Origin of the sequence: Hymenobacter sp. BT188 (assembly GCF_014333585.1) — a bacterium.
Classification (GTDB): domain Bacteria; phylum Bacteroidota; class Bacteroidia; order Cytophagales; family Hymenobacteraceae; genus Hymenobacter.
This window is the reverse complement of record NZ_JACSCW010000008.1, coordinates 59,143-73,451: the sequence shown is the minus strand read 5'-3', so window position 1 is coordinate 73,451 and position 14,309 is coordinate 59,143. Positions and strand designations below refer to the sequence as shown.

The window sequence follows — 14,309 nt, the reverse complement described above, 5'->3', positions numbered from 1 at the left end:
CGGAGGCACGGCAAAGCAGGGCTACCAGGAACGCCTAGCTAGCCAGTATTAAATAACAGGCTCTCTTTACAGGAGCCTACCGCGTCAAGGCGGGGTAAAAAATAAGATGTGACTAAGCAACATTAATAATAATGTATACAGGAAATAGGGAGTACTGCAGTAGAGAATGCTACAGGACGATTCGTAAAGATGCAAAAGTAGGCTGAACGAATCACTAAAAAATGTATAATTCGGACTTCCTGGTATTTCTACTTAATCTGCTACGGCTCTGGTTTCGCCCGGTCAGTGTTTAATGAAGCGCACACGCTTGGTTCCTGCCTGAAGGTAATAAAGCCCCTGGCTAAGTTGGGAGATATCGAGCGTGATCTGCGTACTCTCGGCCACCTGCCGATCGACCACTTGACCGCGTCCGTTCCAGATAGTAATCGGCGCTGGGCTAACAATACCGCTCACCGTTATCATTCGGTCCGCCGGAATCGGGCTGGCGATTAATTCAGACTGATAAGCTGGTGAGACCGTTACGATGCCGGAGAATCTAACGTCCCCGTTGGTGTCGGTTTGGCGCAACCGGTAGTAGCTTTTTGAATCGCTGGGGGCCATCAGGTCAACAAAGGCATACTCCGTTCTACTGGCTGTGTTACCCCGGCCATCGACTTGGCCCACGGGGGTAAACTGAGTACCTGATCTACTCCGTTCGATAGTGAAACCCACGTTGTTTTGCTCACTGGCCGTAGCCCACTCCAACTGCACACCAACTGGTAGGGGGCGAGCATTAAATCGTACGAGGTTCACTGGCAGCGGCTTTCCCAGCACTGTTTTTAGCGCTTGGTACCACCGCTCCGCCATCTTTTCTTCACCTCGTGCATTTGGGTGTACTTCATCATAAAGATCAACCTTGGGCTCAGTACTAAAACCTGTATTTTGGTCTACTAGTATTACTGGCGCCGCCTCCGTGTTTTTCTCCTTAGCTAAGTCGCTAAGTAAACCGTTCAGCTCAGCGATATTAACATTAATATTTTCGTACACACTAGGGATGATTTGAGCTAGCAATACCTTCACAGACGGGTTAACGGATCGTAACTGCTCGATAATGAGGGCTATGTCATTGCGCGTACTTTCGGCACTTTGTCCACTTATAAGGTCGTTGGTGCCCGCGTGAAGCAAGACAATATCAGGTTGAAAGGAGGTAGCCCATTCTTTACTATAGAGGCTTAGCCAATCTGCTGTCCTACCGGAATGACCCTCATGATTACGGTCAAAATCTGGATCAGGAGGTGCCCCGCCATCATTCAAAATTTGGCCACCCACAAAATCAACATTATAAACGTCAGTTAGCAGTTTTTTCCATAACGCCCGCCGATAGCTATTCAGCTCTGTATCGCCCTGGGTAATAGAATCACCCAACGGCATAATTTTAATCTTCGCTGGCGTTTGCGCGTACGTTGGCAGTAAGCCAAAGAGCCCCAACAGAAGCCCGCGCAATACAGGCAAGATAGTTCTTACAAGAGCCGTATAGGTGCTAGAATTAAACAAAGTAAGTTTCAAGCGAATGGGTTCTTAAGCGGCTCCATAAATGAAGTAGGCTGACTATACGAGTTATGCCTGTCAGTAGGTTTGCCTCGAATACTTAAATACGCGTGCAGTGGTGCCTACACTTAGGGTGTAAAGACAACTTGCTCGATGGCAAAGAGATACTATAAACTAAAAACAAAGATAGGCCAGATATCAGGGAGATGGGTATGGCAACTCCTGATGTAGTTCACCGCCTACACCAGACAGCCCATTATGGCAGAAGAGATAACAGGCAAAACGAATTGCCAATAATATTTTATATAGTATATTTGCTTTATACAAAAAAGGACACCTATACTCTTTTTAGTTTAACTGTATGGGAGCAAAATCTAATGATCATCTATTAACAAGGCCGCGTAAGCGGCTAAGCGATCGGGTACGGTTAGGCCTTGTTCTTATGATTGGGTTTATGCTGCTCTTAGCCATTGCCTACCTGGTAAATCGAGGCTATCGGTATCCAGAGAAGCGAGCCGATTGGCGAAGTGAAGTGCCTCGCCCCTAACGTTCACGAGGTAGAACCTGGCCCCGAAGCGTGTCCAGAAGAGTATAGAGCGTAAAAATTTGGAGTTATTATCCTAGTCATAGGGCAGGCATACCTATTCCAAAACCTATAACGGAGAGCATTATTTAGCATAATGGCCATTATACGACTGAACCGAATTACTTGTCTGGGCTTGTCCGGTTGGGTGGCGGGCAGCAGATCGCTATTTAGGCTAGATTTAAGGGCTGTTTCATATGATACCCATGCCCTACCATCCTCCTCGTTCCCCTCGTCGTACGCTGCCTCGGGCGTTGCTAGCCTCCGGGGCGGCAGGGGCCTTTTTAGCGGGCGTCTTGGTGCCGCCCTTCTCGCGTTACGTTAACATTATCATCTTTCCTCTCTACCAAGAATTCTTTTATGGTCGCCTCCGCGAGTCCGTCTTTTTCACCGGTTTTGCCATCGTAATTAGCCTTCTGCTTTTCTATAGCATGTGGACGATGAGCAAGTACCTATTTCGCCCTGCTTAGCAGGGTGCCAATACCGGTTTACAAGCCTCCTGTATGCCTACCAAGCTATTCAGAATTAGGTACGGGTTCACCCTCGTGCTGCTCGGTGCGAGTCTGCTCTTCGGGAGTAGCTGTCAAAATATAAATCAGCACGGCATCCAGGTTCAGGGCTATCTGCTCGATCAGGTCACCCGTAGGCCCGTACCCAATGCGCGTGTCACCCTTCTCTGCTGGTATGCTGCGGGCTGGGATAAAACCGACTATGTCCGTGTCCAGGTGGTCCCTAATGCTCAGGGGTACTTTGTCGCCACCTTTGAGAAGGGCTATAAAGTGGTCGTGGCCGGGGTTGCCCCAGCCTACCAAGTAGCTCTGCAGGAAGTTACGGTTCCAAAGCAAGCCAGCTTGGGCGTGGAATTACTACTACCGCAGAAAGAAGCCGGTAAACACGACGCGCTGGAGGTGCTCTATGCAGGAGACCTAGAAAAGTATATTGTCCAGACGACGGGCAATTAATACCAAACCCACGCGTACTCATTCCTTTGAATCAGTCATGCTCTAATTACTTAGCATAACTGCCCTTATAAGGCAGGTATCTTAGGAACCTGGATTCGTATCTAGTAAGCTATTTTCCTGTCAGGTCTGCTTCCTTATTCTCACCATGCCGACACCCACTTTGCCGTCCTCCTCCGATATTCCTGAGAAACGGAGGGCCTACAACACGGGGTATCCCGGCCAATGGTGGGCAGCCAGCATCTTGCTCGGCCCGATTCTGGTGGTCTTACTGGGGGTGGTGAAAGGCGGAGGCATTAGCAGCATGGAGATGTTTCCCGTGTTCCTGCTTTTCGGCCTGGTCTTCTCCTTGCCAACCTTCGGGGCTTGTTGGTGGGCCTATGCCCGGTTGATAGACTCCCTGTACTCCGCTTTTGCCATCAAGCTCCTCTTGAACGGGATAGCAATCGGCGGCGTGCTCCTCACCTTTTTTGTAATTGGCGCTACCGGTACCATGGCGATGCCGCTTATCATAGTATACGCGAGCAGTATCATACTGGCGAGCTGCTGCTTTCGAATTTATGAGCCCTAGCGAAGTTGCCTGTTGGCAACAGACAAAGTAGATAAAACGCAGACGAAAGCCCACCCATTAACGCCTATCTATTCCCGGTTTTGTCGCTTAGCATAAGAAGAGTTATACGCAAGGGCTTGGAATAATAGAATCTGAATTACTTACTTCAATTCAGCCCGACTAGTACTTTCTTTAGTAACAATTAAAAATGCCAGTATAAAATCAGGACCACTACCGTGGAAGCTCGCCCGATTCTTGTCCTGCGCTTCTACCGGAGCAGGTTGCCGATACGGTGCTCCTTCTCTTCCTGCTCGAGCAGGCCACCCATTCCCCACGCTTACTCGCTTCCTGTTGATCTGTTTCCGCCTCTTGCTTTTCGTAGGACTGTTCCTCAGCGCAGCCTGTACCAAAGAACCCGCCGCACCGACTCCCTCCTTGCTGGGACGCTGGAACCAAGAGGACGGTACCTTCTACGGTTATAACGCCCAGGGCCAACTCTTACAAACCTCTCCGGCCCCAACCTCACCGCCTCAGTTTTACCTGGAGATCACCGACCTAACAATTGCTCACTATAGTGAAGTGACGGGTCCAAATGGTTTCACGCAGCTCATTGTACCTCCTTCCCCCTATACTCGCCAAGGCAGCATCCTACGGTATGCTAATGGCGTCGAGTTAACGATCGTCGAGTTAACGGCAAACTCGCTGACCTTGCGTTCATCAAAAGTCGTCGTCGTATTTGAACCGCTTACTGGGGTGCAGCAACGAATGAGCGAGTTACACTACCGGCGCTAGCCAGCGGGAGGAAGGAGAGAGCCCCATCGAGGGAGGGGTAGATGAAGGATAAGCCATTCTTATTGCTCTGAGTAGTTTATAACATGCTGTAAACGACCGTTTCCAGCACGTTAAACGTCTTACTTCACGTCCACTACGCCCCGGAAAGCTGAGCGGACAACGTATTCCTCCACGAGTGTTCCCCGCTCCGCATGGCCCCTCCCGCATTTATCACCACAGTCAAAGAGCAATTCGCCTTCCTGGAAGTGGACTTTGCCTGCCGACTCGTCCAGGCCAGGAAAGCGCCCCAGGTCTACGAGTTCCGCTATCAAAACAGCACGACCGGGATTGAGCTCACCTATGAGTATCGCGAGGCCTATTTGTTTATCCTGCTCTACCAGCTCCAAGACGGCAAATGGGTCGCGAATCCTACCCCGATGCAGGAGCAGACTAAGCTCACTGGCTATGCGCTGGATGATGTGCTGCTGCTCCGCAATCCCAACGCCCTGGTCAAGCCCGCCTACGCGTACGGGGCGGATTCGGTCTACTACGAGAAAGAAACCGGCCTGAGTCTATACATCGGGGCGTTTGCGGCGAATTTGCAGCGCTATGCCGCCGATATTCTCCAAGGTGACTTCTCCCTCTTTCCGGCGTTGGAGAAGGTAGTGAAGGAGAGAATGAAAAAATTCCAAAACCCGTAAAATCCGTAAGATTGACCCCGGCCGTTTACACCCCAACTTCTAAAAGCAGTGACCAGCGCTGTGTCATGGATCGCATTTCGGCTCGCTAGGTACTGGCTATGGCCACCATGAATAAGGACCGATAAGAAGGGTCGTATCGGTCCTTATCGGGAGAAGGTACTTTTACACCCCAACCGCTAGCACGGGGTAGTTAATAGCCATCCTTCCCTAGTCCGTCACAATGAGCCCAGGCTGTAGAGTGGCCATTCGGCGCAGGGAATCCTTGGGCGTCTCTTTATACACCTGATCATACAGGGCCATTTGCTGCGCCTGGTTCAATCCCTCCAACTTAACTGGGTGTCTAACCAGCCCACGGGGCACAAACAGCACGTAGTGGCCCTGCTGTTTGTGCCCCACCATCACGGTATCAAGCACCACCTTTTTGGCTGTGGTGATGCGTACCTGCACGGTAAAGGTATCCGTATAGGCTAGGCAGAGTCGCTCCAGTAAGAGCCGCGACTTTTCCGGAAAGGAGTCGGTGTAGATGACCGTTGAGTTGAACGTTACGCGGACCTGTTCGCCTTGGTAGAAGAGTCCCCCCACCTGGAAGTTTTCACATGTCTCCGCCGGCTGTTCTTGTTGGCGGCAACTGGTAGCCAGCAAACTCAGCAGCACGAGGCAGTGAAGGGGTTTCCGCAGGGCTCCTTTCATCAGTATTCGGCGGGCATTTTTTCGATGGACAAGGTAGTCACCCGTGCGTGTACTTCTCGCGGATAACAATCCTGTGGGCCGCGTTTTCTGTCTGTTGGAACGGGTAGCCGAAACTTACGCAACAGCTACAGGGTCTTATCGGTCCCTATCGGGAAGGTGTACAGATGTTGAACGCTCGTCTCACCAGTGTACAGCTTCAACAGTCCGTATTGATAAGGCAGGGTTTTCGGTACTAAGATTAGAATGCCTCTGCGTCTAGAAAGCGGCCCTTTCTTGGATACTTTTCCGACCCTCGAAATCTGCCCGTAAAGGCGGTTTTTGAGGGCTGTTTTTTTGACCCTTTTACGGACAGTGTTTCGTAGCTTTATGGACAGTTTGTAAAGCTCTATGATGAAAGAGGATGATTGCTCATTCACCTCTATTCAGATCTCTCAAGGTAGTATGATGGCTACCACCTGAAGTGTAATGTTCAAATAGTAGCTCTTATTCATTAATGAGGTTTAATCACTAGCGTTAGTTTAATATTTAAAAATCTTTAAAAAAGTATAATGAATAAGTTTCAATTTGATTTAAACAAGTTCGTTTCTTTAGAAGCGAAGGAAATCGTAAATGCTAGAGAACGAGCAATATCAATTCATCATACAAGCGATATTGATGCGGCGGGAGATGAAGTTGAAAAGAAAATTAGAGACCTAATAAGAAATAAATTACCTCTGAATTATTATGTTGGGCATGGTCATATAGCTGACGAGGAACTTAATCTTAGTGGACAGCACGACTTGATAATTGCAGATAATATTGGTTCTCCCATACTATTTAAATCTGAAAATAATACTGAATATTTCCCTTACGAATCAGTCTATTCAATTGGTGAAATTAAATCTACTTACAGAAGCTCGGGGAAAGCTATAGAAAAATATGTTAGTAAAATTAGAAGTTTGCAGGATGTTTTGCGACGTAAAGAAACTCCCCTAAATATGTTAAGCAACACTGTGTCACTTGATCAGAATTTCTTTAAGGTCCCTTCAAATTATGGTTGGCCATATCGAAGTTATGTATATAAATTTATGCTTTTCGCAAACGGAGGAGATTTTAAAATAGAACAATTAAAAGAATTATATAAAAATACCGAAAATAAATATCTGCCCAACGTAGTAGTAATATTTGATCAAGGTATTGTTATTAACTGCGAGCTATTTGATAAGGAAGGAAATGCAATAAAGACTTTGACAATAAATCCATACCCTGAATTCATTGAGCCAAATGAAGCCCACAGATATGAGTGGCTTCTTGTAAAGTTTGGGGAAAGTATTACCAGTTCTAGTCTAGCATATTTATACTTCACATTAAATGATCATCTGCGTAAATGTCTATTGCTAAAACCTGATCTTTCTAGATATTTTCACAACGTTGGATTGTTTAATCCTAAGCTCGCATTTAAAGTATGATATTTAATTTTAAATAGTGAGGTATTATAATTGAATTTAAAAAATGAGAGCCGCCATCTATGCCCGCGTGAGTACCCGCGACAAAGACCAGGACAACGAGAACCAACTGCGTGAGCTACGGGCCTTTGCTGAACGGAAGGGCTACTCTATCTACAACGAGTATATCGATCAGGAGTCGGGGGGCAAGGCGGAGCGCACTCACTTCATGCAACTCTTTCAGGATGCCCACCAGCGGCGCTTCGATGTGGTCATCTTTTGGGCGCTGGATCGCTTCAGCCGCGAAGGAGTCGTCGAGACGCTGAACTACCTACAAAAGCTCTCGGCTTCCGGCGTGCAATTTCTATCCTTTACTGAGCAGTACCTAGACTCCACCGGCGTTTTTAAGGATGCCATTATTGGTATCCTGGCGGCTTTCGCTAAACAGGAAAAGGTGCGTTTAGGGGAGCGAACCAAAGCTGGCATGAGCCGGGCTCGTGAGAGAGGTAAGAACATCGGCCGACCCTCTGTAGATGCTGAGAAGGTAGTACACGTGAAGCAACTGAAAGCTGCTGGCATCTCCGACCGTGCTATTGCAGCTACTTTAGGTATGTCACCCAGTACAGTTGCTAAATATATAAAGCCATAATAATTCGAAAAACACTGGGAAATTGACAATCGTTTTTGATCATTTAAACTAATTTTTTATGCCTTGGAAGAATCAAGCACAGGTTGAAGAAGAACTCAAGCAGATTTCTGATAAAACACGACTTCAAAAGTTTTATAATCTTCGGGAGATTATAAATCAATCCATATTCCCACAAGACTATGAGGCAAATCCTGCATATGCTAGATATCTGGTTAAGTCAGAGCATGCTCAAGAGATATTAGATAGCAATTCTGAAATCGAGGATGAATTCTCTGCATCTGATGTAGTACTTGGATTGATGGACTTCTTTTACTTTAATGATCTTTTAATAGATATTAATACGTCGGACATTGATGAAGTTATAAGATTATTTTCTGAAGAAATTCGCAGTAATAAAGTTAAGCTTCCTCACAGATTTGGTAGAGAATTGTACGATAAATTTAATGATAACTTCAATAACGATAGAACTGAATTCTTGGAATATGATGATGTTGTAAAATTACTAGATTCAACTGAGCAAGGTATATATCAAGTCGGAAACCTAGTAACAGGTCCGTTTGGCATAATAGAGAGTTTAGAAGTAAGGTATCTTCCACCAAGTCTAAAATTACCTCTCTGGCATTGTTCTGATACAGGATGTACTGCTTTGCATTCAGTTCAATTGAATGTAACGGCATCAATGAATATTCAGGCCTATAACAGTATTGCGGAAGCAGGAAAAGAATTGTTTGGACATGATTCCGAGTGGGAAGGACCATATTCCTATTTGCATAGAGGAGAAAAATGGGCGGGTGGAAGGCCTTACACTGATTTATGCGTTCTTATTTCTGACACTATTTTAGGTATTGAGCGTTCTAACCTATTAAAGCAGGCAATAAGTAGTGATCAAGGCGCTTTTTTGCGGAATATTTTGCGCACTTATGGAAAAAAGAAGGCTGCTGAAGGTTCAGTAGATGACGTTGTTAAAAAACTAAGCAGTGCTGAGCAGTTGCAGTTACTATTTCTATTGACTGATGATAGTTTAATAAAGCTTATAGACGATTGCGTACAGCGACGCATAATTAAAATACCGGCAAATGAGTTAAGAGTAGTTCGTACTGGTGCTACAAGTCTATATTCATTAGATAGATTTTGTGAATTATCGATGTATGGTGTTAAATCAGACAGCAGGGATCCACTAGTGTCATTTTCTGCTGCTATCTGGGAAGGATATAACAAAGCAGGCCTCTTAGACGATTTAGCTTGGCGTTGTAGTAAACATGAAGGTTCTGCAACTCCAGGTATGGTGATGGCCTATCTAAGAGATCATTCTCCTCAAGAAGCTGTGCAAACCTTAATTTTGCCGAGTCGAGTGGTCTTAAATTATTTATCAGAAAAATTCATAATGCATCTTATTGCATCTGAGTCTGATACTGACCTTACTAATAGACTTCTTTGGAAGGTGGGATTCGATGTTACCAGATATGAAGCAGATTATATCTCTTTTATTAATAGACTTCAGTCTTTCAATGACACACTTTTGTCGATAAACGAAATAAAAAGTGAAGCTGATAGAGAAGCTATTCGAAGTGCAGGCGTAAACCTTTTTGTTTCGCTAGAACATATATTAGAAGAATTTATTTCTTATAACGTTTGGATGTTGTCATCAGATCATTTTCTGAACACTCATTTTAATTTTAATAATAAAGATGCTGTTAAGTCTGTTTCTGATATTATAGGCAGTAGCAAAGATAGCGGGTCTTTTACTGCTCATTGGGATGATAAGGGTGGAAATACATTAGGGACTCTTTTGGTATACCTATCAGCTACTAGTAATTGGATTGAATCTCTTATTACTAAATCTAAAGAAGACATCAAGAGAGCACCAGAAGATTTGCCTCATTATACAAGTGACGACGAAAGGATTTTTGCATTTGCACATACAGAATTATGGGCTGATGCTACACAATCTGAATTAAAGCGTCTATATGAGCATTTTGACAAAGCTGTTAAGTTATTTCTTACTTCTGCACTTGCTGAAATCAGAAATGGTTTGGATCATAAAAGAACTGATTTGACTTTTCCAGATATGAATGCTATGCTAGCATGTTGCGCTAGGTTAAAAGATGCATTCAACATCATTGACGCGTTTAGATTTTTGCCAAAAACATATTGGCTAAATAGTAAGCAAGTAGATGTTTATGGAAGGATTCAATCAGAGGCGTTTGACTACCAAAAAAAGGCTATAAGACTCTTCGGACCTAGTGAAATGTCTGGTTTACCAAGTATAAAGTTTGGAAAGCCTGCATTAGTACCTTTTGGTAATTTGCTAGGAATACCCAATTCAGAAATTGTCTTTGGTATTCAGGAAGTAAGTCCATATTCTGAATATTGGAATGGGTATCCAAGAAGAAGGTTTATTCCTGCAAAAGAAGCAGAAGGCGTTACTGAAGAAGTTGAGGTGGTGGAGTCAATAGACAACGAGGAATAGACCGTTTATCTGTCCTTCGCGCTGGCTTCGAAAGTGGTGAGGTTTGGGTCCTTCAATGATCCCAAACCTCACCACTTTATTTATGAAAAAGCTTCTACTTACCTCACTTGCTGGTTTTGCCATGTTGTCTGGTGGCACTACCCCAACTCCCTCCTCGACGACTGCAGCGCCCGAAGGGCAGACAGTTAAAGGGCCAACGTATTCGTCGAAATCCCCGAAGCAGGCACAGACGCCATAAGCGCAGCAGCAGTCAAAGCATGTTGAAAAAACGCCCCTACGTTAGCCAACATGGGTGCCTTAACACCTATCTCAACTTGTTCCCTTTCTTGTAACGGACCATAAACGCCCATCGAGATACGTGATGAGATTGGGTTGTTTTGATGCTAGTCGCCTTTATTAAACCAAAAGGTTCAACAGAATTTACTTATGCTAAAGAGTGTGCTCACCGGGGAAGCAGCTCCCCTCCTGTTCGGAAAAGGCACTTCTTAAATAATTTAATGGCAGCGGACCTTGGACTGTAGGAGTCGCCCCCACGTAGAGGCCGGGGTAATTAAATTATTTAATTCCGATAAGGCATCAGGCCTGTTCCCGCTCGCGTAATACCAAGCGTCGCACGCCGGCGGCGGTGAAAGCGCAGCCCCGGCGGGTGCGGTAGCCTGAGGCCGTGAGCTGGGTTGCGATGCGTCGGTAGTCCCATTGCAGGCTGCGGTACAGCCGGGCTAGCTCCATGGCCTGCCGGTTGGCCAGACTCATCTGGGCATTCACTTGACGTTGCGTCTGTCCCTTGGCCCGCGCCTCCGCCGTCAGATTGGCCGGCGTGCCTAGTTGGTGCCCGCGCGCCTTCTTGGCCGCGAGCGCATCTTTGGTACGGGTGGAAATGGCTTTCGCTTCCTTCTCCGCCACGGCCCCCAGCACGTGGATGGTAAACTCATCGGCCGCGGGCATATCGACCGCTTTGAAGCGCACCCGGCTTTCCATGAGCGCCGAGAGAAAGGCCAAGTTGCGGGCCAGCCGGTCGAGCTTGGCCACCAGCAGCACCGCCCCTCCCTCCTTCGCCGCCTGCATAGCCGCCACCAGCTGGGGCCGGCTGTTCTTGCGCCCGCTCTCGACTTCGATAAACTCCGCTACAATCTGCTCACTCGGCGCTAAGAAGGTACGGACGGCGGCCTGCTGCGCTTCCAGCCCGAGGCCACTGAGCCCCTGGCGGGCAGTACTGACACGGTAGTAGGCGACGTAGTCGGGCATGGACAAGCGGGGGTGAATGGTAGAGCCCAAACCTACCCTTTTTTCCTTGTATCATTTTATAAACGGTCGTTCAAGAAATGATACACGACCCAACCGGTACGTTCCGAGCTGGGAGGGGGGCCACATTCACCGCGGCAGAGAAACCAGGAAGGCCTCCCTCCTGCCCTATCCTCGCACTGGTTTCTTTCTTCAGCTACCCGACAAGGTGGGCAGCTAAATCTAGGATATTCCGTATATTTACTAAGGGAGGTGCTTCGTTACCCCCCCTCTTTTTTCCTACCTCCCATGAGTGATACCCCGGACCTTTCCGCCCCTGCCCCAACGGGCTATACGCCCCCGACCGAGCCCTGCCGCTTTCCCAATCTAACGGATAAAGAACTCGACCGCGACATGGTGAATCTGTTTTTGCCCGAGATCGATCTGTTCGCCACCGATGAGGAGCTCGCGGCGATGTACCCGCCCGGTGACTGGGCCCGCATGCAGCGGGAGCTGGACCGGCAGTAACCTTCCCGCCCCGCCCGCGTCAACGGGGAGGGTTCGGCAGTCCGCCACCCCGGATACCCGAACACCCGGCGAGCAGCAGATGCTACGGGGTTTCGCGGCCTGTTTTTCCCTACAATCGGGGGTGTTGACTTAGAAAAGCTCGATCAGGGGTGGCTAGCGTTCTGGCTCGAGGGGGCAAGGAGGGGCAAGGTGGAAAACGGCTACCAAGCGAGCCCCGCCCGCTACGCCAGGGCTTTCTAATTACATAATTTAATCCGGTAAGAAGGTCCCACCGGCAGCCCAGGGTCCCTTGCTCGGACGGAGGGTAGTACCCAGCGCTTCCCGGTACCGGTCCCCCCAGCTGCGGGCCGGGAGGGTGCGCGCTGGGCCTGGCCCGGCAGCGGGGCGTATTCCGCTGGAAGTGTGCTTGACTTCCTCCGGCCACGCCCTCCCGGCCTCCAGGTGCCGTGCGTTGCACGCGCGTAGGGTGCCGATGGCTGGCGGATAGGACGGGAGCCCCCTCGCTTGCCGTGGATACGCATCGCGGCGGCGGGCAAGGCTCGTAGCTGCTGTTGCTCCTCTCGTGGCAGGGCCACCAGCTGCCGCTTTAGGTTAGAGGTCGACGTTTGCCCGGCACTCCGTAGCCCGTCGATACTGGCTTGGACAAGACGCTGCGCGCCCGAGTAAAGCGGGTGGGCCTTCCGCGCCGGCCTGCGTTGCCCGGCATCCACCTGTACCACGCCCTCGGGAATAGCGGAGACGGCGGCAACCTTGGGCGTAGCGGATTCTAAGGGGTCTATGGGGTATTTTTGACTGGTATTTCGGTGTTTTGACCTAGAAACCCCGGTTTACTTGTGGCTAACGTTGTGGCTCGGTTGTGCACTGAAGGGCAGAGTTGCCCCCGGCTAAAAATTAAATTATTTAAGGGGTTTCGCAGCCCCTCTTTTAACCATGTCCCCGTTCCGGGGCGGGGGGCGAGTGGGGCGCGGCGGGGACCCGGTGGCTCAGGCTTCGGGCCGCTGGTTGGCTTGGCTAATCTTGTCGGCATTGCGGTTCACGTCTTCTTTCATTTGGGCAATCTTGAGCTTGAGTTGCTCGCGGATCGTGGCGCCCATGTTTTTGGGGGCGGAGGGCGTTTCGCCGGGTACTGGGGGTACGACGGGAGCGGTGGGGTCCGGCGCTACGGGCTGACTCATGACGTCTTCCGTGGGCCATTCTTTGAGCTTCTTATCCGCGGCCTCTCTGGCAGGGGCTTCCGCTTTGATCTTATCCCAATCGTAGACAAACTGACTCGGGTAAATGGGCGTTTCGTCCATTTCTTCCTGAGTAGCCGGCACGCCCCCGGTAAACTTGGCGTACAAGCTCGTTTGCAGGCGGGCCATAAGGTACTGGGGGTTCTGCCCCATGCGAGCGGCCACGCGGGCAATGATAATATCTAGTATGCTAACCTGTTGCAGCATTTGCTTCCGTAGCACCGGGTCCAACAGGATATTGATATTCATATCCGCTTTGATATTGACCGTGCTTACTTCGCCCTCCATTTCCTTGCGGATTTGCTCCAGTATGCTTTGCAGTTGGCGTTCGTTGGCAATACTCGGGTTTTGGATATAGGCCGCTTTGCGCATCTTATACACCCAGGTTAGCTCTTCCATACGCATGGGCTTATACCCTAAGCGAATCCCTGAGGGGTCATGCTTCACCTCTTCCTGCCTTGCCTTAATGGCTTCCAGGTGGCGGGCTTTGAAGGCGCGCAGCGTACCAATAGACAACTGATAGCCCCAGTCTTTGGTAATAATTTCGTGCACGTCTTCCACCGTGTGCATATTGCCAAACAGCTCTATGAGTTCGGCTTTGCGCGGGTCTAATACCGGGGCTACCTCGGCGTACATGCTCATACTCGTGCGCCCCCCGTAGGCCAGGGAGGTGAGGCCGCCTATTTTGCCCTTGATACTCGAAGCGGCGGCGTGCAGCGCCAGAATATTCTGTTGCTCCTGTTGCGGCAAGGCCACCAGCTTCAGCTTCAGATTATAGGTCGACGTTTGCAAATCAATTTCCAGCCCGTCAATACTGGTGCGGACGATCCGCTCGGGGCCCGAGTAGAGCGGGTGGGCCTTTAGCTCCTGCATGCGCTGCCACGCGTCCACGTTGACTACGCCCTCGGGAATACCAGAGGAGACGGCGGGAACGGTGGGGGGCGTGGTCGATTCTAAGGGCTCCATGGGGTAATTTCTACTAGTATTCCGGTGTTTTGACCCAC

General features: G+C 48.9%; 13 protein-coding genes. 8 read left to right on the top strand and 5 right to left on the bottom strand.

Going from position 1 to position 14,309, the window contains the following annotated elements:
• Nucleotides 1–282: 282 nt before the first annotated feature.
• A complete protein-coding gene (locus H8B13_RS19040) occupies nt 283–1,545 on the bottom strand; it encodes a GDSL-type esterase/lipase family protein (RefSeq protein ID WP_187312413.1) in 1,263 nt (420 codons plus the stop codon).
• Between the two features lie 771 nt (nt 1,546–2,316).
• Here H8B13_RS19040 and H8B13_RS19035 point away from each other — a divergent pair.
• Nucleotides 2,317–2,580: a hypothetical protein gene (locus H8B13_RS19035; protein WP_187312412.1), complete on the top strand. Its 264-nt coding sequence runs from the start codon at nt 2,317–2,319 to the stop codon at nt 2,578–2,580.
• 45 nt (nt 2,581–2,625) lie between these two features.
• Here the strand turns inward: H8B13_RS19035 and H8B13_RS19030 are convergent, their stop codons facing one another.
• Nucleotides 2,626–2,955: a hypothetical protein gene (locus H8B13_RS19030; protein WP_187312411.1), complete on the bottom strand. Its 330-nt coding sequence runs from the start codon at nt 2,953–2,955 to the stop codon at nt 2,626–2,628.
• Nucleotides 2,956–3,217: 262 nt separating this feature from the next.
• Here H8B13_RS19030 and H8B13_RS19025 point away from each other — a divergent pair, with 262 nt between their 5' ends.
• From H8B13_RS19025 to H8B13_RS19015, 3 genes are all read left to right on the top strand, one after another.
• Nucleotides 3,218–3,640 carry a hypothetical protein gene (locus H8B13_RS19025; RefSeq protein ID WP_187312410.1) on the top strand — a complete coding sequence of 141 codons (423 nt, stop codon included), beginning with the start codon at nt 3,218–3,220 and terminating at the stop codon, nt 3,638–3,640.
• Between the two features lie 348 nt (nt 3,641–3,988).
• On the top strand, nt 3,989–4,411 hold the full coding sequence (locus H8B13_RS19020; protein WP_187312409.1) for a hypothetical protein: 423 nt from the start codon (nt 3,989–3,991) through the stop codon (nt 4,409–4,411).
• Nucleotides 4,412–4,602: 191 nt separating this feature from the next.
• A complete protein-coding gene (locus tag H8B13_RS19015) occupies nt 4,603–5,091 on the top strand; it encodes a hypothetical protein (RefSeq protein WP_187312408.1) in 489 nt (162 codons plus the stop codon).
• Between the two features lie 207 nt (nt 5,092–5,298).
• Here the strand turns inward: H8B13_RS19015 and H8B13_RS19010 are convergent, their stop codons facing one another.
• Entirely contained in the window at nt 5,299–5,745 is a 447-nt protein-coding gene (locus tag H8B13_RS19010) for a hypothetical protein (protein ID WP_187312407.1), read from the bottom strand.
• 584 nt (nt 5,746–6,329) lie between these two features.
• Between H8B13_RS19010 and H8B13_RS19005 the strand changes: the two genes are divergently transcribed.
• The 3 genes from H8B13_RS19005 to H8B13_RS18995 are packed head-to-tail and all read left to right on the top strand — an operon-like array spanning nt 6,330 to nt 10,324.
• On the top strand, nt 6,330–7,229 hold the full coding sequence (locus H8B13_RS19005) for a DUF6602 domain-containing protein (protein ID WP_187312406.1): 900 nt from the start codon (nt 6,330–6,332) through the stop codon (nt 7,227–7,229).
• Nucleotides 7,230–7,272: 43 nt separating this feature from the next.
• Complete coding sequence (locus tag H8B13_RS19000; protein WP_187312405.1) at nt 7,273–7,854, top strand: recombinase family protein; 582 nt, start codon at nt 7,273–7,275, stop codon at nt 7,852–7,854.
• A gap of 58 nt (nt 7,855–7,912) precedes the next feature.
• Nucleotides 7,913–10,324, top strand: a complete 2,412-nt coding sequence (locus tag H8B13_RS18995) for a hypothetical protein (RefSeq protein WP_187312404.1) — start codon at nt 7,913–7,915, stop codon at nt 10,322–10,324.
• A 576-nt stretch (nt 10,325–10,900) separates the two neighbouring features.
• Here the strand turns inward: H8B13_RS18995 and H8B13_RS18990 are convergent.
• The gene (locus tag H8B13_RS18990; protein WP_187312403.1) at nt 10,901–11,569 is read right to left on the bottom strand and encodes a recombinase family protein; all 669 of its coding nucleotides are present in this window, start codon (nt 11,567–11,569) and stop codon (nt 10,901–10,903) included.
• A 249-nt stretch (nt 11,570–11,818) separates the two neighbouring features.
• Between H8B13_RS18990 and H8B13_RS18985 the strand changes: the two genes are divergently transcribed.
• Nucleotides 11,819–12,073 (top strand): hypothetical protein, encoded by a 255-nt coding sequence (locus H8B13_RS18985; protein ID WP_187312402.1) that lies wholly within the window; start codon nt 11,819–11,821, stop codon nt 12,071–12,073.
• A gap of 983 nt (nt 12,074–13,056) precedes the next feature.
• Here the strand turns inward: H8B13_RS18985 and H8B13_RS18980 are convergent.
• A complete protein-coding gene (locus tag H8B13_RS18980; RefSeq protein ID WP_187312401.1) occupies nt 13,057–14,271 on the bottom strand; it encodes a hypothetical protein in 1,215 nt (404 codons plus the stop codon).
• Between the last annotated feature and the right edge of the window lie 38 nt (nt 14,272–14,309).

Excerpts from the sequence above, each read along its gene's own strand:
- H8B13_RS19035 (WP_187312412.1), top strand. The coding sequence starts at position 2,317 with ATGCCCTACCATCCTCCTCGTTCCCCTCGTCGTACGCTGCCTCGGGCG.
- H8B13_RS19025 (WP_187312410.1), top strand. The coding sequence starts at position 3,218 with ATGCCGACACCCACTTTGCCGTCCTCCTCCGATATTCCTGAGAAACGG.
- H8B13_RS19015 (WP_187312408.1), top strand. The coding sequence starts at position 4,603 with ATGGCCCCTCCCGCATTTATCACCACAGTCAAAGAGCAATTCGCCTTC.
- H8B13_RS19005 (WP_187312406.1), top strand. The coding sequence starts at position 6,330 with ATGAATAAGTTTCAATTTGATTTAAACAAGTTCGTTTCTTTAGAAGCG.
- H8B13_RS19000 (WP_187312405.1), top strand. The coding sequence starts at position 7,273 with ATGAGAGCCGCCATCTATGCCCGCGTGAGTACCCGCGACAAAGACCAG.
- H8B13_RS18995 (WP_187312404.1), top strand. The coding sequence starts at position 7,913 with ATGCCTTGGAAGAATCAAGCACAGGTTGAAGAAGAACTCAAGCAGATT.
- H8B13_RS18990 (WP_187312403.1), bottom strand. The coding sequence starts at position 11,569 with ATGCCCGACTACGTCGCCTACTACCGTGTCAGTACTGCCCGCCAGGGG.
- H8B13_RS18980 (WP_187312401.1), bottom strand. The coding sequence starts at position 14,271 with ATGGAGCCCTTAGAATCGACCACGCCCCCCACCGTTCCCGCCGTCTCC.